Raw genomic sequence first — 20,155 nt, 5'->3', positions numbered from 1 at the left:
AACTGGATTCAACAACCTTGCAGAAGGTCGTTCACCGCTGCATCGCGTGCATGCTGCCTTCCCCCGATGCCTCACCACAGGAGAGGCAATTGCTCCCTTCTCCCGTCGGGAGAAGGTGGCGCAAAGCGCCGGATGAGGGGACGGCGGCGATTCAACCGCGCAGATCGACGCTCACTGGCGCACCACCTGCCTGCCGAACCCTCACCTCATCCCCGCGTCGCCCCCTCGCGGCCTACACCGATTCGCCGAACGCCTTGGCCAGGTTGCGATAGGCCTTCTTCTGCGCATCGTCGGTGGGGGCCGGGGCCAGGATTTCCAGCTCCACGATCTGGTCGCCCGGCGTGGTACCCGGCAGGCCGCGGCCGCGCAGGCGCAGCTTGCGCCCGGCGTCCGAGTCGGCCGGCACCTTCAACTCCACCGACCCGCCCAGGGTCGGCACGCTGATGGTGGTGCCCAGTGCCGCCTGCCAGGGCATGACCTGCAGGGTGTACAGGATGTTGCGCCCGTCAACCTCGAACTGCGGGTGCGCGGCGTATTCGATCTCCAGCAGCAGGTTGCCGCCGCCGTTGCCCTGCCCGCTCAGGCGGATCACCTGGCCAGGCTGCACGCCCTTGGGCACGCGCACATCCAGCTGCTTGCCGTTGATGGTGATGCGCACGCTGTCGCCCGCATACACCGCTTCCAACGGCACCGCCAGCTTGGCGCGGGTGTCGCCGCGCGCCTGCGGACCCGCGCCTGCACCAGGGCCGGCGCCCGGGCCACGCGGACGGCCGCCGCGCTGGCCGGCGAACAGGCTTTCGAAGAAATCGCTGAAGCCGCCACCGGCGCCGCCGTTGCCGAACACTTCCTCGTAGTCGTAGCCCTGCCCACCGCCGTAGCTGGGAGGGGCCTGGAACTCGTCGCCCGGGCGGAAGCCCTGCGCCTTGAGCTGGTCGTAGGCCTTGCGCTTGGCCGGGTCGCGCAGCGCCTCGTAGGCTTCGTTGATCGCCTTGAACTTGTCTTCGGCGCCGGCCTCCTTGCTGACGTCGGGGTGGTACTTGCGCGCCAGCCGGCGGTAGGCGGTCTTGATCTCCGCATCGCCCGCGCTGGGCTCCACGCCCAGCGTTGCGTAGTAATCCTTGAATTCCATCTAATCACCTCTGAAAAAAACGGCCCGCAGCCGAGGCCACGAGCCAGTCATATCGCAGCCGGGCGGGCAACCGCACCTATTCTACGGTGCGGTTGCCGCCGGGAAGCGAAGCAGGCCGCTCCGCTCCAGGTTTTGCTGCCTTACTGCACCGTATTGCCGGCCTGGTCCTGGCCGTTGCCGACCTGGATGCGGCGCGGGGTGGCCGCCGGGCGCTTGGGGATGCGGATTTCCAGCACACCGTTGTGCCCGGTCGCGGTGATGCCGTCGGGGTCGGCACTGTCGGGCAGCGCGAAGCGGCGGTGGAAGCTGCCGTAGCGGCGCTCGATGCGCGAGAAGCGCTCGGTCTCGGTGCTGGGCTCGCCCTTGCGCTCGCCCTTGATCGACAGGATGCCCTTGTCCATCTGCACCTCGATCTGGCCGGGGTCGATGCCCGGTAGGTCGGCATACAGCACGAAGTGGTTGGCCTCTTCCTTGATGTCCACGCGCGGCACCCACTGCGCGGTCACCACCGCCGATTCGTCGGTGTCGCCGTTCTGCTCGAAGAAACGGTCGAACACGTGCTTGATCTCGTTTTGCAGCGCATGGGTGGGCCACTGGGGATAACGAACGATGTTCATTGCGAGCCTCCAAAAGGTTGGGTGAGGGGCCGGCTGCCGCGGCATGCGCTGTTGCGCCGGCCATGTGCGTCAGATAGGCGTGCCGTTGCGGATTTCAAGCGCGTTGACGCGCTTTTCCCTCGCCCCTTTCTAGACTTCGTTCAGCCGCAGGAGCCCGCCCCATGACCATCCACGTTGGTGACCGCATTCCCGAAGTCGTGCTCAAGCGCCTGCGCGAGGGCATCGAGGCGGTCGATACCCACAGCCTGTTCGCCGGCCGCAAGGTGCTGCTGTTCGCGGTGCCGGGCGCCTTTACCCCGACCTGCTCGGCCAAGCACCTGCCGGGCTATGTGGAGCACTTCGACGCATTCCGCAAACGCGGCATTGAGGTGCTGTGCACCGCGGTCAACGACCCGTTCGTGATGCAGGCCTGGGGCCGCAGCCAGCTGATCCCCGACGGCCTGCACCTGCTGCCCGACGGCAACGCCGAACTGGCCCGCGCACTGGGCCTGGAGATCGACGCCAGCGGCTCGGGCATGGGCCTGCGCTCGCGCCGCTACGCACTGTATGCCGACGACGCCGTGGTCAAGGCCTTGTTCGTCGAAGAACCCGGCGAATTCAAGGTGTCTGCCGCCGATTACGTACTGCAGCACCTGCCCGATTGATGCACTGATTCCCCCCAACCACTCAGAAGGAAACCGGCCAGCCATGTCTAACCAGCCAGCCAAGCAACTCCCCGACGGCATCACCGATACCGCCACCTTGCGCAGCCGCGCACGCCAGAGCATCGAAGACGGTGCCATCACCGAGAGCTACCACGCCGACCGCGAGGCGGTAATCGAGCTGCTCAACACCGCACTGGCCACCGAATACGTGTGCACCCTGCGGTATTACCGCCACTATTTCATGGCCAAGGGCATGCTTGCCGACGCGGTCAAGGGCGAGTTCCTGGAGCATGCGCAGCAGGAACAGGCGCACGCGCACAGGCTCGCCGAGCGCATCGTGCAGCTGGGCGGCGAACCGGACCTCAACCCGGATACGCTGACCAAGCGCTCGCATGCCGAATACAAGGAAGGCAGCGACCTGCGCGACATGGTCAAGGAAAACCTGATCGCCGAGCGCATCGCCATCGACAGCTACCGCGAGATGATCGATTTCATCGGCGACAAGGACACCACCACCAAGCGCATCCTGGAAGACATCCTGGCCCAGGAAGAAGAGCACGCCGACGAGTTCGCCGACCTGCTGGAAGGCTGGATCGGCGAGTGAGCTGAGCGATTGCGATGCAGCAATGCAGCGATGCGTTGCGAGCGATGATCGGTATCGACATTGACAGTGATGTTGAAAGTTGAAATCGGCTCGATGATTTAAGCAAACAGGGCGCCTCGAGCGCCCTGTCTGTTTTCTGTGCCGCAGGATGGTGCGTGGTTGCCTGCGGCGGTAGGAGCGCACCCGGGCGCGACGTGGCATCCCCTGTAACGCCCCATCGCGCCCGGGTGCGCTCCTACGGGTGTGTGCACGCTGGCCGGGCGGAGCACGTGCCCAGTCAGCGCAATACGCGAAAGCGCAGCTGCGTCCAGGCACCGTCGCTGGCCATTGCGGTGAGCGTATGCGTGCCGACCTCGGCAAATTCGCGCTGAAATCCCTGGCGTCCGTTGGTCTGTGCGATCCAGCGGCCATCCAGCAACCAGTCGATGCGCGCGTCGCTGCCCAGGGCACGCAGTTGCAGGCGCACCGGACGCGAGGTGGCGTTGGCACGCGCCAGCGTGGCGCGATCGCTCAGCCCGTCGATACGCAGCACACCGCCACCGGTCATGCGCCCATCGGGCAGACAGTCCGCCGCAAGTGGCGGCAGTTGCGCAGCATTGCGCTCGGCGGTGCTGAGCCAGGGCGAGACCAATGCCGGCCAGCGCGCCACTGCATGCGGCACGCGTTCATGCGCCTGGCTGCACTCCTGCGACAGCCGCTGGCCGCTGCGCGCATCCACGTCGAAATGCAGCTGCCCGCTTTGCCATAGCCGTGCGTCGCGCTCGGCAAAGGTGGGCGGCACTGCGCCATCGAGCACGTAGGCGTCGGCACGGCGTGCGCATTGCGCCGGTGGTGTCTGATCGGCCGCGCCGCCGAGCGGCCAGCAGATGTCCAGCGCCTGCACGGTGGCCGGCATCGGCACCGGCGCGCTATCGCCGGCACTGCGCGGCAAGGCATCGATGACTTCGAACATCAGCGGAAGTGCGGTGACGGCGCCGTACTGGCCCGGCAGCGGCGTACCGTCCGGACGCCCCACCCATACCCCGACCGTGTAGCGACGCGTGCCGCCGATCGCCCAGGCATCGCGGTAGCCGTAGCTGGTGCCGGTCTTCCAGGCCACGCCTGGGCGCGTGGCGGTGTCGAAGGTACCGCTGCCATACCCAGGGCGCGGATTGCTTTGCAGGATCTCGCGCACGATCCAGGCCGCACCCGGCGACATCAGCCGGCGCTCGATGCGCGGATCGTCCGGCGTATAGCGCACGCGCCCGGCGATACCGCCACGATTGAGCGCCGCAAATGCACCGACCAGTTCCTGCAATTGCGCGCCGGTACCACCCAGGATCAACGCCAGATTGGGCACGCTGCCGTGCGCAAAGCGCAGCTCGATCCCGGCATTGGACAGCCGCGCGGCAAACCGTGCCGGGCCGATCCGGTCGAGCAGGTCCACCGCCGGCACGTTCAGCGACAATCGCAACGCCGTCGCCGCGCTCACCGGCCCATTGAAGGCCGCATCGAAATTGCCGGGCCGGTAGCTGCCAAAACTCTGCGGCGCATCCACCAACAGGCTTTCGGAGTGGATCAACCCATCGTCCAACGCCATGCCATACAGGAACGGCTTGAGCGTGGAACCGGGCGAGCGCCAGGCCTGCACCATGTCCACATGCCCCAGCCGCTTGCGATCGCCGAAGCTGGCCGAGCCCACATACGCGCGCGCTTCCATGGTGGCGTTGTCCACCACCAGCAATGCCGCGGAGGTACGCTCGGGCAGCTGCGAAAAGTATGTCGTGACGCGTTCTTCCAGGGTGCGCTGCAGCTCCACATCCAGCGTGGTCACGATGCGTGCCGCGCGTGGTTGCGCACTGTGCAACCGCTGCGCGAGCAGCGCCGCATGCAACGGCGGCTTGAGCGAGCGCGTCACCACCGGCTCGATTCGCGCATCGTCCACCTGCGCGCGCGACCACACGCCCAGCTCCACCATGCGATCGAGCACCTTGTCGCGCGCGCGTTGCGCGGCCTCGGGATGGCGATCCGGGCGCAGGCGGCTGGGCGATTGCGGCAACACCGCCAGCAACGCAGCTTCGGCCTGCGACAAGGCCCTGGCCGGCTTGCCCAGGTACGCCCAGCTGGCCGCTTCCACGCCTTCGATGGTGCCGCCATAGGGCGCGCGCTCCAGATACAGCGTGAGAATCTCGCGCTTGCTCAGGTGCGCTTCCAGCTGCAGCGCGCGCAGCAGCTGCTTGGCCTTGCCCCACGGCGTGCGCGTATGCGGGTCGAGGATGCGCGCCACCTGCATGGTCAGCGTCGAACCGCCGGAGACGATGCGCCCCTGCCCGATCCATTGCCCGCCGGCACGCAGCAGGCCCCACGGATTGACCCCGGGATGGCGCCAGAACCAGCGGTCCTCGTAATTGAGCAGCGCCTGCAGATACAGCGGCGACACACTCTGCGGGCTGGCCGGATAACGCCACACCCCGTTGCGGTCAGCGAACGCGCGCAGCGGCGTGCCATCGCGTGCCACCACCAGCGTGGAGGTGTCCCGTGATCTGGGCAGCGGCAGTGGGAAGGCCAGGTCCAGCAGCAACACCGCAGACAACAGTGCCACGGCGCTCCAGCGTAGCCCCGTCAACCAGCGCCGGCCACGCCGGGCAACACCATCCTTGCCAGCGACGCGTTCCTGCGTCTGGTCGATCCTTGCCTGCGCGTGCTGCTGCTCATCCATCCTGCCAAGGATGCAGGGCAAAACGCATTTCGGCCACCATCGCGCGCGGCAAGCTGCGGCGTTGAGCGATCAACGTGACTGCACGCTCCTGCTTGCGCGACGACAGGTGCGCTAGCCCACCACGGCCGCGTGCGGCGAGCGACGCGGCCTTACGAACAGCCGCAGCAGCCCCATCGCCAGGAATACCGCAGACAGGCGCAACGCAATGCCGAGCCAGCCGCTGGCCGCCGAATCGGAGACCGCAAAGACCGTCCAGGCCGCGTTGAGCGAGACATGCAACACCCAGCCGCTCCAGATCGTGTAGCCATCCTGCGCGTCCACGATGGCAAACAGCAGCGCACCGATACCGGTAATGGCGAAGATCAACAACGCCTCGCCACCTCCACCGCCGGCCCCGAGCCAATGCACACCGCCAAACACAACTGCCTGCACCAGCGCGGCGATTGCCGGACGCCAGGCCAGCGCACGGCAGGCAAAGACGAAGCCGAAACCGCGAAACACGATTTCTTCCGCTAGCGGAAACAGCAGCGCCAACCAGAGCAGGCCAAGCAGATCGTCGGTGCCGACCGAGCTGGACTGCGTCCACAGCCCCAGCCAACACGGCAGTGTGGCCAGCAACGTCAGCGCCGGGCCGCGCAAGCCGTTCCAACGCAACCCCAGACGTGCCGCGAGCTCGCCTGGCATGCCAGGACGCAGCAACGCCGCTGCGACGAGCACGAGCACTACGCTGAGCAGATTGTCGAGAATCCCACCGCCGTAAGGCACCGGAATTTTCGGGATTGGAAAACCAAGGGCCTTGGCCACATCACGCACCTGCAACGCGACCAGCAGCACCAACAACCAGACGACATGCGGCGTGAGTCGGCGCAGGGATGTATCGAGCGGCATGCAGACGCCCTTGCGCGCAAACGAACGCTGACTATAACGGCAACACCACCGCCGCAGTTCCACGGATCACATTGCGCGGCGACATCCGCTCCCGTCGCAGGCCAGCTGCATGCGATGATGCAACGCGACGCTCACCGCTGCTCCAGCGACGCGCGATAGCGCAGCAAGGCTTCCGGCGCATCGGTCTGGATGATCGACACGCCCTCGCGGTACAGGCGGCCCCACACCTTGTCAGGATCGCGCTCGGCATCGGCGTCGCCGCCGTAGCCGGCGATGAAGCCTTCCCACAGCGAGTTGACCATCAGCCGCACGTTATGTGCCTTGCTCACTGCAACCAACGCCGGCAATTGCGCTGCTGTCATCTTGGGCAGCTCGAACGCGACCGGATGCGCGTTGCGTGTCTGCGCAGTGGCGATCGCGGCCAGGTCGGCAGTGCCATGGGCGTTGATCAGGATCGGGAAGAAATACACCTTGTCGAACGGCAGCATCGCCGCCAGCGGCGGCGTGGCGATGCCGGCTTCGGCCTTGACGATCACCTGGTGCTGCATGCCGGCACGGGCAACCGCGTCGACCACCTGCACGTAGATCGCATCCTTGACGTCCAGGTTGAGCAGGATGTGGCCCTTGGACCTGGCCAGCATCTGCTCGAGCGTGACCACGCGTTGATCGGTCAGCGGCGCCTGCGCGCCACCTTCGTCGCTGCGCAGCCGCAATTTTTGCAGGTCGGCCAAGGTCAGCTCGGACAGCTTGCCGGTGCCGTCGGTGGTGCGGTCCACGGTGGCGTCGTGCAGCATCACCAGGGTGCCGTCGGCGGCGCGCCGCACATCGGTCTCCATCACGTCGGCACCGATGGCGATGCAGCGCTCCAGCGCGGCCAGCGAGTTCTCAGGTGCGCTGTCCTTGAACCCATGTTCCGGTGCCGGCGCGTGGCAACCGCGATGGGCCACCACCACGATGCCGCCGTCAGGATTGGTCAGCCGGGCCTGGATTGCGGCCACGCCGGTGGGCGCCGCGCTCGCATGGGTGGCCAGTGCCGCGCACAGCATGGCCGCGACAGTGGTGGCAGTACGTAAGGTCATCGAACAACTCCACTATGAAGGGGTTAACAGAACCATTGCGCTACCGTCAGGTGAGCGCGGTCGGCACACGGCATGGCCTTTGCCAGGTACACACCTTGATTTCCACGCACCGCGCGCACTTGCCTGAGCTCTGCTCGCCATGCCAGCTTCGCCGCGCCTAGAACGTCGGCGTAAAACGCAGACCGAACCAATACGTCGTAGGCACCGAATAACTGTCCTTGAGCAGGTTCTGCCCAGGGCCGGTCACACTGGTGATGCGGCTGTGGGTGAGGTTGCTAACCTGGCCGATCAGGCTGAGTTGCTTGCTGATGGCATAGGTGGCGGTAAAGTCCAGCTGCGAACGCGGCGACCAATACAGGTCCTGCCAGTCGATATTGCTGACGATGGCACGCAAGGCCTTGCCCTGGCGATTGTAGGCCGCGCGCAGCTCCAGCCCGCCGGTGTTGTAGAACAGCGTGGCGTTGGCGGTGTAGTCGGGCTGCCCGACCAGGTTGTCGAGCTTGCGCTCGCGCTGGCTCATATTGCTGCCGCTGCCAACGCTGTAGGGCACATCCAGGCTGCCATCGAGCACCGCAACATTCGCGCTGAAGCCGACCCCACTCAGCCACGGCGCGATCGGCGCCAGGGTGTTGACGATGCCGTTGAACTCCACTCCGCGGATGCGCGCCTTGGCGGCATTGGCCGGCGTGCTGATCAACGCGTTGGCGTAGGTGGTGCCGTCGAACGTGAAGCTGTCGGTGCGCGAAAGCGTAAAGATCTCGTCCTGGATGCGCTTGTCGAACACGGCCGTGGACGCGAACGCATCGAAGTCGCCGGGCAGGCGCCATTCCAGCGACAGATCCAGGTTATTGGACACGCGCGGTTTGATGTCCGGGTTGCCGATGGTGACGGTGACGCCTTGCGCATTCGGGTTGCCGGCATCGGCCGTGTTGACGAAGCCGATCGAGGTGCGCGCCGCATACGCATCGTATGGCGGGCGGCCGAGCGTACGGCTTGCGCCGGCGCGCAGGTCCAATGCATCGGTCAGGTGGTAGGTCATGATGGCCGAGGGCAGCAGGTAGTGGTAATCGGCACTGGTCGGGTTATCGACATACACATAGCGGTTGGTCGCGGCATCCAGCTGCCGCTGGCGGCCGACCGTATCGAGCCTGGTGCTGTCGAAATGCAGGCCGCCCTGCACATTGAAACGCTCGTTGCGGTAGCTGACCAGGCCATAGCTGCCGAAGGTCTTTTCGGTATGGGTGAAGTTGTCCTGATTGCTGAAGGCCTGCTGGTCGGTGCTGTTGAACGCGCTCAGCGGCGCTGCAGCCAGCGCACGATTGGCCTTGTCAGGATCGATGGTGATCAGGTTCAGGCCGGCGTAGCGCATCGGCGCCCGGCCGGTACCCGCAACATCGGCCAGGCCAAACGCCGGCGCACTGGTATTGGGCTGATACTCGACGCGATAGATGTCGTAGGACGGTTTGTCGGTGGTGTACGACACGCCTGCGGCAAAGCCGATGCCCTGATCGCTCTCGCCCTGGTTGAAACCGTAATCCAGCCGGCCGGTGAGGATGCGATCGGCCGCGGTGCGTTTGTAGTCCGGGCGCCAGTACGACAGGCTGTAGTTGCCCAGGTCGTTGTAGGCCTGAGGCGACACCCCGAAGCGCTGATCGAAGCCAGAGGTGTCGTAGTTGAATGCGTAGTTGGGCGTGGCATTGATGGTCACACCGCTGCCGGTCTGGCCCACCGGTACCGGTGCGGCGCGGGTGATGCCGGTGGCGTACTTGATCATGCGGATCGGCTCGTCGTAGGTCGCATGCGACCACGCGCCGCGCGCGGAGAACTGTTGCCGATCGGTGGGCCGCCAGATCGTGCCCAGCTGCGCCACCTTGGTACGCGTGGTGACGATCTGATTCGAGTACCCCACCTCGATATCGCCGCCGGGATAGCTGCCGGAGCTGGCGGTCTGATTGAACACCTGGCCACGGTTGCGCGGGTCGATGATGACCTCGTTACGCTCCATGTTGTCCTTGAAATAGTAGTAACCGGCCGTTGCATAGGCTTCCAGCGCGGCACTGGGATGCACTTCGAACTTGCCGGTGACGCCATAGCGGTCGCGCTGGTTCTGTACGTACCAGTACTTGTCCTGCTGCGGCACCGCCCAGCCATTGCCGAGATTGGCGCCGGTCTGCAGCACGCCGTTGTTGTCGTAGAACCCGTAATGCACCGTATCGGTGGTCATATGGGTTTCGGTGTAGCTGCTCAGCGTCTGGTAGTTGGCCGACAGGGTAACCCCGTACTGCTGCTCGCTGCCGAAGGTGCGGCTGCCGGTGGCGTTCAAGCGATAGCCGGGGTCGTCCTGGTCGCGCGGCTTGCCGACATCGTTGGCATGGCCGAGTGCGGCTTCGGCACTGAAGAAGGGCTTGCCGCCGTTTTCGAACGCGCTGCGTGTCTTGAGGTTGATCGCCCCGCCCGTTGCGTTGGGATCCAGGTCGGGCGTGAAGGTCTTGACCACCTGCAGTTCGCTGACCATCGATGCCGGCAGCAGGTCCAGACGCACGCCGCGGGTAATCGAGCCGAGCGTGCCGTTCGGCGTGCCGGGCGAGGCAATGGTCAGCCCGTCGATGGTGACGTTGTTGTAGGACGGGCCCAGGCCGCGCAGTACCGGTGTAGCGGCCTCGTCGCGCGGATGCTCGTTGTCGGTGGCCGGCAATACCGACAGACCGGGCACGCGGCGCAGCGCTTCGACGATGGTGCTGTCGGGCAAGGCGCGCACATCGGTGGCGCTGATCACATCGGTGATGTTGGTCGCCGCGCGCTTGCTTTCCACCGCAGCGGCATTGGCACGCCGCACGCCGGTGACCTGCATGGCATCCAATGTCTGCACGCCGGAGCTGGCGGATGCGGCATCAGTCGAGGCTTCGGCGACTGGCGACGACGAATTGGATGCTGCGGCGGGCGTTACCGCAGTGGATATGGTCCCCACTGCGTCTGCAGGCATTGCAGCCGACGAGGTCTGCGCTACCGCGTTGGAAGAGTCGAAGGCCTGCGCCTGCACGCCCGAACAACAGGCGGTGATGGCGATGGCAAGAACAGACAGGTGCGAACGGTACACATCAGAGCGCTGCATGGAATCCCGAGATCGCGCAGCAAGGGCGCCACGCCTGTGAGAAAGCACCCCACCGTAGCCACTGAAAATGACCCTTGCGTGTCGCGCGCATCGCATCGAAAAGACAGTGCGCAACGATGTCGCGGCCTGCGAAGCAGGCAACCGGCGACCGGCAAAATTCTTCGGTACGGGGCTTCAAACGCCCCCCATCCGCCCTTCGGGCGCCTTCCCCAGCACGCGGGAGAAGGAACGCATCTGATCGCAGTGCGGCGGTTGAGCCCCTCTCCCGCCTGCGGGAGAGGGGTTGGGATGAGGGGAGGCTTCTGGCATAGGAGCATGCCCCTACACCAGAAACTTCAACGCCATCCTACGGCTGCACCACCGTCATCGTCGCTGGAGTGCTGCGCCCGACGCCGCGCAGCTCGGGGCGGTACATGTCTTCCACCAGCGATGGCGGCACCGTGTACGTGCCCGGGGTGACTGCGCGCACCAGGTAATACAGCTGCGCCTTGCTGCCCGAGGACAGCGCCAGCGCAGCCACATAGCGGTCGTCGCGGAACTCTTCGTGCTTGACGTCGGCGGCGCTGGAACGCTCGCTGATGCCGATGCCGTCCACCACCACATCGGCCCACTGCTTGGCATCGCCGAGATTGAAGTTCTCGATCTCCAGGCCGGCCGGCAGCAGGTCGGTCAGCAGCGCGTCCGGCATGTCGCTGTTGGCGGTGATGGTGACGCGCACGATCAGCGCTTCGCCTTCCTTCAATGCACGCGGGGTCCACGGTTTGCCGTCGGTGGTGTACCAGCTGCGCTCCACGCTGAGGTTGCGCGTGTCCGGCTCCGGTGCGCTGCGCGGGATGCCGGCCACTTCCAGGCTGGCGTACATCGGTGCCTCGCCCTGCGGTGCGAACTGCACGCCGCGCGCCAGGGCGGCGCTGTCGAAACTGCGCCCGAACAGGCGTGCCGGCGCAATCTCCTGCGTCTCGCCGCCAACAGTCAAGGTGCCGGACACCTGCTTACCCTGGCCGACCATCAAGGCCTTGCCCAAGCGCGCCAGCGCCACCTGCTCCTGCGTGCTCAGCCACAGCCAGCCGGTGGCGCGGCGTGCATCCAGCGCCCGGCCCAATGCCACTGCGCGGGTGTCGTACTCGGGTTTGGACAAGCCACGCTCGTGCAGCAGCGCCATCATCAAGGCATCGTCGCGGATCGCGCTGCCGTAATCGGCGAAGTACGGCGGACGCTCGCTGCTGTCCTTGGCAAAACCCGCCTTGATCGCCGCCTGCCCACGCTTGGTGTCGCCCTGCAGCGACAATGCCGCGCCCAGATGCACCAGCGACAAGCCGGTCAATGCCTTGTCGCGCTGGTTGTCGTACAACGCGCGCAGCGTGCCCAGCGGCGCGCGGTTGACGCGTGCCAGCACATAGCCGGACCAGGCCTGGTTGGCGAACTTCAGGCTATCGCGGCGGTCCTGCCCGTAGAACTCGTTGCCACCGGACAGCAGGTCCTCGCTGAGCCGATTGAGCGCCTTCTGCAGCACATTGTCGGGCACCGCAAAACCGGCGTCCTTGGCGTCGAGCAGGAACTCGGCGATATACGGGGTCAGGCCCGGATTGACGTAACCGTCGTCGCGCCACATCGAAAAATGCCCGCTGGCGATCTGCATCGAGGCCAGGCGACCGAATGCGCCTTCCATTCGCTCGCGGCGCTTGCCCGCCTCCAGCCCCTTGGTGCCCAGCGCCCTGGCGGTGGCATCGTCGAGCAAGAGCGCGGCGTAACCCTTGCTGGTGGTCTGCTCGGCGCAGCCATACGGATAGTCCAACGCACCCTGCAGGGCGCTGGCGAACGGAATCGGCGGCAGCGGGCTGACCACCATGCGCGCGGTCACCGAGCCGGCCATCAGGCCATCGGCAAAGCCGCTGTCCAGGGTGATCGGCGCCAGCGGATCGAGCACGCGCGTCTGCGCACGCAACACCTGCGGCCAGCCGGCACGCACCGGCAGGTCGTAGCTGCGGTCGGCCTTGAAGCCGTTGCCGTCCACACGCACGCGCACCTTGGCCACGCTATAGCCCTCGGTGGCGCTCAGCGGGAAGCTCAGCGTCTGCTTGGCATCCACACCAAGCTTGACGCTGCGCGCCGCCTCGGCGATGGCCAGCGGGCCGATCCCGTCCACGCGCACATTGAACTCGCCCGGCTTGCCGGTGAAGTTCTGCACATCCAGCGTCACCGTGCTGCGGTCACCCGGTGCCATCACGCGCGGCATGCTGGCCTCGGCCAGGATCGGGGCGCGCACCACGGTTTCCACGGCGTGGTTGCCAAACCGCGTATCCGAATACACCAAGGCCGACACCCGCAGCGTGCCGTTGAAATCCGGCACCGGCAGTTGCACGCGCGCATTGCCCTTGGCATCGAGCTTCACCGAGCCGGAGAACAGGTCCACGGTCTGCACGCGCGCGGTCGGGCGCTTGGCCTGCGGCAAGGCTTCCAGCGCCATGTCGCCGCCGAACTTGAGCTTGCCGCTGGCGCCTTCGAAGCTCTCGATCACGCGGCCATAGATGTCGTAGGCATCGGTGCCCAGACGACGCTGCGCGAAGAACTGCGCGTTGGCATCGGGCACCGGGAAGCGAGTGATGTTGAGGATGCCCACGTCCACTGCCGAGATGGTCACGTGCGCCGCCTTGCCGGCCAGCTCCGGCACGCTCACCGTCACCGGCAACGCCTGCTCGGGGCGCATCTGCTTGGGCACAGCCAGGCCCACCGCCACGCGTCGCGCCTTGCGATCCATCGGCACATACGCCACGCCCACCGCACGCGCCGGGGTGATCTTGCTCGGCGCACTGCCGCCGCGGAACACCAGCGCGGTGACGTAGACATCGTGGCGTTCCCACGCGTCGGTCACCGGGATTTCGAAGCTGCTGCCCGGCTTGACGTCGATGTCCTGCACGTACAGCAGCTTGTCGCTTTCCACCAGCAGCACGCCCTTGCCGGCATGCGGCGGGGTCAGCGTGACGGTGAGCGTGTCGCCGGCGCGATAGGCGGTCTTGTCCAAGGCCAACTTGACCTTGTCCGGGCGCGCATCCAGGCCGCGGTTTTCGTCGTTCCAGCTCCAGCCGGCGCGGAACGGGTAGCGCGTGGTCAACCCGGTTGCCGGGTCGAACACATCCAGGCGGTACTCGCCCCACTCCACCGGAACCTCGAGCTTGGCGTTGCCGCCGGCGATGTCGAGCGTGCGCGTGTCCTTGTTCTCGAAGCGGCGGGTGAAGTCGTAATCCCAGTGGTCGTCGGTGTAGTTCCAGTGGTAGTCGCGCAGCTCGCGCACCAGCGTGGCCTTCAGGCCCTTGGCCGGTTGCGGCTTGCCATCGGCATCCACGCGGGTGATTTCGAAGCGCGCGGTGCCGTTGGCGTCGGTGCCCTCCTTGTCATCGAACAGGGGGCGCACGCCGACCAGCGCCTTGGCCGGCCACAGCACGCGCTTGACGCTGCGGGTGACGGTGCGTCCGCCGGTCTCGTACACACTGCCCGAGACCACCGCCGCAATCGTGCTGACCGGCTTGGCTTCGGCAGGCAGCGCGATGTCTTCGCGCAATACGCCATCGCTGCCGAACTCGGTGTCGATCACGTCCTTTGCGTCGCGCGGCAGCTCCAGCGTGGGGTCGCCGAAGAACCAGCCCGGCAACGACTCGAGCGGGTGCTGCTCGACGCTGACCGCAAGCTTGGCGGTGAAACGGTTGCCGTCGGCCGGCGCGCCATACAGGTACGCGGCATTGGCGACCAGCGTGAACGGCTGGCCGGCGCTCAGGGTCTTTTGGGTGCTGTCCAGATCCAGCTTCATGCGCTCGGGCAGGAACTCTTCCACGCGCACGGTCATGCCCTGCACGGCGTCCTTGCTGGCCGGATCGGTGCGGAATTCCACCTGCCAGCGGCCGGTCGGCGCATCGGCCGGGATCTGCTGGGTGAACTCGAAATAGCCCTGCTCGCCCGGCTGCAGCTTGGTCTCGCGGAAGGTCTTGCCGTCCGGCTGCTTGAGGCGCAGGAATACCGGCTGCGGCTTGGTCGGCTTGCCGTCGTTGTCGCGCAGGATCGCCGACACGCGCATGGTCTCGCCGGGGCGATACAGGTCGCGGCCGGCCCAGGCGAACACGTCGAACCAGGCGCTCTCGCGCCCGGCCACCGCAAATTCGCTCAGGTCCAGCGCCGGCTGGTTGAACGGCAGCACCGAGATATCGGTCTTGCTGCGCGCCACCAGCACGTGGCCGGCATCGAGCGTGTAGTTGAGCAGCGCATTGCCGTTGCCGTCGGTGGCGCCCTTGAGGAACAGCTCGCCCTTGGCATCGAGGACACGCACTTCCACGTTCTTGATCGGCTCGCCGCTTTGCAGCGAGGCGGTGTGCACGAACAGCTTGTCCTTGTAGGCGCGCGTGTGCAGGCCGATATCGCTGACGGTAAAGAACGCGGTCTCCTGCTCGCTCTCGAAACTACCGGCGCGCTTCATCACCGCAAAGTACAGGCCAGGCTCTTGCAGTTCCTTGATGTCCTGCGTCGGCAGGTAGGTCAGCACGCGCTCGTTCTGCTTGCCGCCGAGAATGAAACGGTTGACGTACACCGGGTCGGCCAGCTTGGACAGCGGTTGTTTGCCGCTGTATTCGCTCTCCAGCTCCCAGCTGCCGCGACGACCGCCGCGCTGGAACTGCTGGAAGAACGCCGGCAGCGACTTCTCGCGCACGCGCAGGAACTCCACGTCCACTTCCGGCACGTTGACCGACACCACCGGCAGACCGCGGCTCTCGCGTGCCGGCAGCACGCTGCCTTGCGAAGCGAACCCGACCACCGGCTTGAGCGCGCCGGTGTAGACCTTCTGCTTGAACGGCTTGCCCAGGCGGCTGCCATCGGCGGCCAGCAGGTTGGCGTCGACCAGCACGGTGTAGTCCTTGGCCGCTTCCACGTACGGGTAGCGCAGCGTCTTGCCGTCGTCGGACAGCGTCCAGCTGCTGTCGCCGGTGCCGACCTTTTCCTCGAAACGCACCAGCGCATCGAAGTCCTGCGTGCCCACCAACGGCCGCGAGAATTCCAGCGCCAGCGACAGGCCGTCGCCAGTCTGGTCGGGATAGGCGCGCGCCAGCGCAAAACCGGTGATGGCCTGCTTGTCGGCCTTGATCGCCTCGCCAGTGGCGGCAGGCAGCTGGCCGCTTTCGTTGCGCTTGCACGCCACCGCGCCGATCGCCACGCCCAGCAAGACCACCCACAGCAACATGCGCCGCGTACCCGACCACTTCATCCCTGATTCCCGGCTGTCCATTCGCACTACCCCATGACTGAGGACGCAAGTATAGCGATGCCGTTCACGTCACCGATGCTGGCATGGGGCGACGCAAGGACTTGCCGATGGGCGGCGATGATGCGCCACCAGGCCAGCGCTGCGATGGCACCTGCGTGCCCGACCGACGGTGAGCGCAGTGGTTTGACGCCGGTCCATGGCAGGTCGCTGAGTTGCGGCTTGGCTGCATGGCCCTTGCCCGCCCACCATCGCGGGACACGCCGCAAGTACGTCCCTGTAGGCTCTTACGCGGCATCCATGCCGCGTAAGGTCCCGCGACGGTGGGCGGGCAAGGACCAGTCGAGATGTTCGGTGTGCAGGGGCGCACACAGGGCATGGCGTGCATTGTTCGGAGGATGGTGCGTCCAACAACCGTTCCATCACAAGCAGAGCAACAAGCAGGCGTTCGACAAAGCAACCGACGCATTTTCTGGTGCGGTGTCCTCGCCGATTGCGGGACCGTGTGGCGGCATGGATGCCGCCACCGAGCCTACAAGGACGTACTTGCGGCGTGTCCCGCGAGCGGTGAGGGCACCGCGCACACGACCAACCAGGCTTTTGACTGCATCCCAAAGTACGGCCAATAAAACCACTGCGCTCGCCACCAAGCCGGCGCTCACCACATTTTGATAGCCACTCCTAGCGCAACTGCAGCACCGTGCGCATGTACAGGTCGATCAACGCCGGCTTGTCCGCACGCAGGCAGGCCTGCACGTTCGGCGTGCCTGTGCCTTCGCGGGTGTAGCCCTGCGCATCGACGTCCAGATGCAGCGGCGTGGTCGGGCACAGGTCGGGGCGCAGCAGCCAGGCCACCGGCACTGCGTCGAACAGGGTCGGCGTGGCGCTGGCCCAGGGCTGGTCGGTATTGCGCCACTGGTAATACAGCTGGGTGAGCGCATCGGTGAGCCCATCGCCATGTGCAAACAAGGCGATGCGCTCGGGTTCTTCCAGCGTGATCTGGGTGGCGTCCAAGGGCAGCAACACGATCGGCACGCCGGCCGCGAGTACCCGCTGCGCCGCCGGTACATCTGCCAGGATGTTGTACTCCGGCGCCGGCGCGCTGGCCGGACGATAGGCCGACTTGCCGTAGCCAACGCGCACCGACCCGCCCATCGCCACGATACGCTTGAGCTTGGCAAAGCCGGCCGGATCGCGCTGCTGCGCCACTGCGGCGTCGGTCATCGGCCCCAATACCAGCAAGGTCACCTTGCCAGGGTGCAGGCGCGCCTGCTGCAGGATCATCGCCGCCGCATCCGGCAGCTTGCCGGGCAACTGTCCCCTGGCGGCCCAGCGCGCCTGGCTGAAGGGGATCGCGCTGGTGGTGCGTGCGCCCACCGCCAACGGAATCTCGCTGCGCCCAGCCTGTTGCAACAGGCGCTGCAGCAGCTGCGCACGCAAGCTGGTGTCGCCCCAGGCCGATGCGATGCCCAGCACATGCAGCTGCGGGCTACGCAGCAACAGCCCGAGCGCAAACGCATCGTCGATGTCGTCGCCGATATCGGTGGAGACCACCAGCAACTCGGAGGACGTCGACGTGGGCATTGGCGCCGGCTGCGCGGCAGTGGCGGCAGGCGTCTGCGGCCATGCCACTGCCGACGCACACCACAACCCCAGCATCCACCACATGTTTCGCCATCTCCGCTGCATGCATCCACTCCTGCGACCATAAAAAAACCGCCGGCATGTTGGCCGGCGGTTCAATAGTGCTACACCACGACGCCGATCAGAAGTTGGCGCGGAACTGCGCACCGACGATGCGCGGGTCGTTGATGAAGCCGGTGAGGTTGTTGAAGTCGATCGCACCGGTCACGCGGATCTGATTGGTGCAGTTGCGGCAGAACACCGACAACTCGTACGCGCCCGCGCCCCAGTTGTAGCCGATCTTGGCGCCGCCCTCGACCAGCGGCTGGCCGGTGAACTCCTTGGAGTCGTACAGGAAGAAGTTCACTTCGCTGCGGTAGGACCAGTCGGTGTAGAAGAACAGCTCGCCGTCGTTGCCCATCGGGATGCCGTAACGCAGGGTGGCGTTGGCCATCCACTTGGCAGCCTGCGGCAGGTCGTTACCGTCGATGATGGCGTTGCCGGCCGCATTGAGCGGGTCGGTCACGGTGCAGGTGCGGCACACGCCCACCGACAGTGTCGGGTCGTCGATGCGGGTCCAGTTGTAGGCGCCGCCGGCGGTGACGCGCAGGTTCTGGGTGAGCAGCGCTTCGAAGTCGAACTCGGCGCCGCGCGCCTTGGTCTTGTCGGCGTTGAGCAGGCGCACGTCGTTGGAGACGCCGCCCACTGCGGTGAGCTGCTGGTTCTTGACGCGGAAATCGTAGATGTCAAAGCTCAGACGCGCGCGGTTGTCGAACAGGTCGGACTTGATGCCGATCTCGAACGAATCCACCGTCTCCGGCTCGGCCACGGTCAGCGGCGCGGTGCCCGAGGGCACGCCGAAGCTGGCGCCGCGGAAGCCGCGTGCGGCACGGGCGTACACGTTGACGTCGTCGTTGATGGCGAAGGTGGCCGCCAGATCGCCGGTGACCTTGGAGTTGTCGGTCTCGCCGCTGGACGGCTCGACCAGCGTGACGCGGTCCAGCGCCAGCACGTCGAAGGTCTTCTTGTCGTAGGTGTAGCGGATGCCGGCGCGCAGGTTCAGGCGATCGGTGGCCGCGTAGTTCAACGAGCCGAATGCCGCCCACGAGGTATTGCGCTGGCGGGTCAGCTGGTAGCTGGCCAGGTCGCCGCCGCTGAAGGTGTTGTAGGTGTAGTTTTCGCCTTCCACATCGTCGTGGAAGTAGTACAGGCCGGCCTGCCAGTTGAGCGGGCCTTCGTATTGCGATTCGGCACGCAGTTCCTGGCTGTACTGGTCCAGGCTCTTGATGCCGCCGGCGGTTTCCACCGGGAACGGAATCACGCCCGGGCCGGACGGCGGTGCGAACACCGCGCCGAAGCCGCCATCGATATCGCCGCGGCTGTAGTACTTGCCGATGCCTTCGTAGGCAGTGATCGAGTGCAGCGCGATGTCGCCCAGGTCCCAGGTCAGGTTGGCGCTGCCGCCGTAGGTCTGCAGTTCCTGGTTGTTGGCGCCATCGATGAAGGACTTCTCTTCGTCGAAGCCGTCCACCAGCTGGTTGGTGCCGGGCTGGATGATGTTGGCGCGGAACAAGCGTGCGGTGCCGTCCAGGTGACGCGCATGCGCGTTGAACAAGGCGCTGAAATCGTCGCTGGCCTGGTACAGCAGCTGCAGGCGCACGGCCGAATCGGTATAGCCTTCCAGATCGCGGCCATCGCGGTTTTCCACCCAGTCGTCGCGGCGCTGGCCCAGCGTGGACAGACGCGCCGCCCAATGGTCACCCATGGCGATGCTCAGGCCGCTTTCCAGGGTCATGGTGCCGTAGGTGCCGTAGGACAGGCTGGCGTAACCGTCATTGGCGCCGATGGCCGGCTTGACCGAGTTGAACTTGACCACGCCGGCCGGCGTGTTGCGGCCGAACAGCGTGCCCTGCGGGCCGCGCAGCACTTCCAGGCCTTCCAGATCGAAGATCGGGAAGCCCTTCAGGAATGCGTTTTCCTGCACCACATCGTCATAGATCAGCGACACCGGCTGCGAGGCATAGGTGTTGAAGTCGGTATTGCCGTAGCCGCGGATGTACACGCGCGGGAACACACGGCCGTTGGACGATTCGATGTTGAGGCTGGGCGCCTTGCCCGCGAGCACGCGGATATCCGAGCCGCTGGTGGAGATGGCATCCAGGAATTCCGGACGCAGCACCGATGCCGAGACCGGCACGTCCTTGGAATCTTCCGAGCGGCGCTCGACCGTGACCTTGACCGCGTCCAGGCGCACGACACCGTCGTCGCCGGGCGCCTGCTGGGCAGCGGCATGGAGCGGGAGAAGGGAAGCAACGGCAACGGCGAGCGCGCTGATCTTGAGCGACCGGCTGGCGGACATGGGAAGACTCCGAATTCGGTTGGCGGAGCGGCCTGATCTGCATGCCGCGTTGCAACAGAATTAACACGATTTACACAAATTTGGCAGAGCGCGTGCGAAAAAGTTTTCCGAATTCAAAAAGGCGTTCGAATTAATGCAACACGCGCATGCAATTTGT

Annotated in this window: 11 protein-coding genes; 2 read left to right on the top strand and 9 right to left on the bottom strand. The window is 66.0% G+C overall.

Annotation, left to right across the window (positions count from 1 at the left end; translation table 11 throughout):
* Nucleotides 1-232: 232 nt before the first annotated feature.
* Entirely contained in the window at nt 233-1,129 is an 897-nt protein-coding gene (locus tag AC1PLA_RS05940; RefSeq protein ID WP_054590856.1) for a DnaJ C-terminal domain-containing protein, read from the bottom strand.
* A 140-nt stretch (nt 1,130-1,269) separates the two neighbouring features.
* The gene (locus tag AC1PLA_RS05935; protein ID WP_481105755.1) at nt 1,270-1,746 is read right to left on the bottom strand and encodes an Hsp20/alpha crystallin family protein; all 477 of its coding nucleotides are present in this window, start codon (nt 1,744-1,746) and stop codon (nt 1,270-1,272) included.
* 161 nt (nt 1,747-1,907) lie between these two features.
* On the opposite strand from AC1PLA_RS05935, the gene AC1PLA_RS05930 reads away from it, so the two are divergent.
* Entirely contained in the window at nt 1,908-2,390 is a 483-nt protein-coding gene (locus tag AC1PLA_RS05930) for a peroxiredoxin (RefSeq protein ID WP_016903926.1), read from the top strand.
* 43 nt (nt 2,391-2,433) lie between these two features.
* A complete protein-coding gene (locus tag AC1PLA_RS05925; RefSeq protein WP_024938597.1) occupies nt 2,434-2,994 on the top strand; it encodes a ferritin-like domain-containing protein in 561 nt (186 codons plus the stop codon).
* A 277-nt stretch (nt 2,995-3,271) separates the two neighbouring features.
* Here the strand turns inward: AC1PLA_RS05925 and pbpC are convergent, their stop codons facing one another.
* The 7 genes from pbpC to AC1PLA_RS05890 form a co-directional block, all read right to left on the bottom strand.
* Entirely contained in the window at nt 3,272-5,692 is a 2,421-nt protein-coding gene (gene pbpC, locus AC1PLA_RS05920) for a penicillin-binding protein 1C (protein ID WP_481105754.1), read from the bottom strand.
* A gap of 111 nt (nt 5,693-5,803) precedes the next feature.
* Nucleotides 5,804-6,580: a CPBP family glutamic-type intramembrane protease gene (locus AC1PLA_RS05915; protein ID WP_481105753.1), complete on the bottom strand. Its 777-nt coding sequence runs from the start codon at nt 6,578-6,580 to the stop codon at nt 5,804-5,806.
* A gap of 131 nt (nt 6,581-6,711) precedes the next feature.
* The gene (locus tag AC1PLA_RS05910) at nt 6,712-7,659 is read right to left on the bottom strand and encodes a glycerophosphodiester phosphodiesterase family protein (RefSeq protein ID WP_481105752.1); all 948 of its coding nucleotides are present in this window, start codon (nt 7,657-7,659) and stop codon (nt 6,712-6,714) included.
* 157 nt (nt 7,660-7,816) lie between these two features.
* Entirely contained in the window at nt 7,817-10,771 is a 2,955-nt protein-coding gene (locus tag AC1PLA_RS05905) for a TonB-dependent receptor (RefSeq protein WP_481105751.1), read from the bottom strand.
* A gap of 346 nt (nt 10,772-11,117) precedes the next feature.
* Nucleotides 11,118-16,019, bottom strand: a complete 4,902-nt coding sequence (locus AC1PLA_RS05900) for an alpha-2-macroglobulin family protein (RefSeq protein WP_481105750.1) — start codon at nt 16,017-16,019, stop codon at nt 11,118-11,120.
* Nucleotides 16,020-16,697: 678 nt separating this feature from the next.
* On the bottom strand, nt 16,698-17,675 hold the full coding sequence (locus AC1PLA_RS05895; protein WP_481106164.1) for a nucleoside hydrolase: 978 nt from the start codon (nt 17,673-17,675) through the stop codon (nt 16,698-16,700).
* 106 nt (nt 17,676-17,781) lie between these two features.
* Entirely contained in the window at nt 17,782-19,998 is a 2,217-nt protein-coding gene (locus AC1PLA_RS05890; RefSeq protein ID WP_039523923.1) for a TonB-dependent receptor, read from the bottom strand.
* Nucleotides 19,999-20,155: the final 157 nt, after the last annotated feature.

The sequence above is a fragment of the Xanthomonas sp. NCPPB 1826 genome (genome assembly GCF_056725285.1).
Note: the sequence above shows the minus strand (reverse complement) of the source record. Positions and strands in the feature narration are given on the sequence as shown.

Excerpts from the sequence above, each read along its gene's own strand:
- AC1PLA_RS05910 (WP_481105752.1), bottom strand. The coding sequence starts at position 7,659 with ATGACCTTACGTACTGCCACCACTGTCGCGGCCATGCTGTGCGCGGCA.
- AC1PLA_RS05935 (WP_481105755.1), bottom strand. The coding sequence starts at position 1,746 with ATGAACATCGTTCGTTATCCCCAGTGGCCCACCCATGCGCTGCAAAAC.
- AC1PLA_RS05940 (WP_054590856.1), bottom strand. The coding sequence starts at position 1,129 with ATGGAATTCAAGGATTACTACGCAACGCTGGGCGTGGAGCCCAGCGCG.
- AC1PLA_RS05905 (WP_481105751.1), bottom strand. The coding sequence starts at position 10,771 with ATGCAGCGCTCTGATGTGTACCGTTCGCACCTGTCTGTTCTTGCCATC.
- pbpC (WP_481105754.1), bottom strand. The coding sequence starts at position 5,692 with ATGGATGAGCAGCAGCACGCGCAGGCAAGGATCGACCAGACGCAGGAA.
- AC1PLA_RS05915 (WP_481105753.1), bottom strand. The coding sequence starts at position 6,580 with ATGCCGCTCGATACATCCCTGCGCCGACTCACGCCGCATGTCGTCTGG.
- AC1PLA_RS05930 (WP_016903926.1), top strand. The coding sequence starts at position 1,908 with ATGACCATCCACGTTGGTGACCGCATTCCCGAAGTCGTGCTCAAGCGC.
- AC1PLA_RS05890 (WP_039523923.1), bottom strand. The coding sequence starts at position 19,998 with ATGTCCGCCAGCCGGTCGCTCAAGATCAGCGCGCTCGCCGTTGCCGTT.
- AC1PLA_RS05895 (WP_481106164.1), bottom strand. The coding sequence starts at position 17,675 with ATGCTGGGGTTGTGGTGTGCGTCGGCAGTGGCATGGCCGCAGACGCCT.
- AC1PLA_RS05925 (WP_024938597.1), top strand. The coding sequence starts at position 2,434 with ATGTCTAACCAGCCAGCCAAGCAACTCCCCGACGGCATCACCGATACC.
- AC1PLA_RS05900 (WP_481105750.1), bottom strand. The coding sequence starts at position 16,019 with ATGAAGTGGTCGGGTACGCGGCGCATGTTGCTGTGGGTGGTCTTGCTG.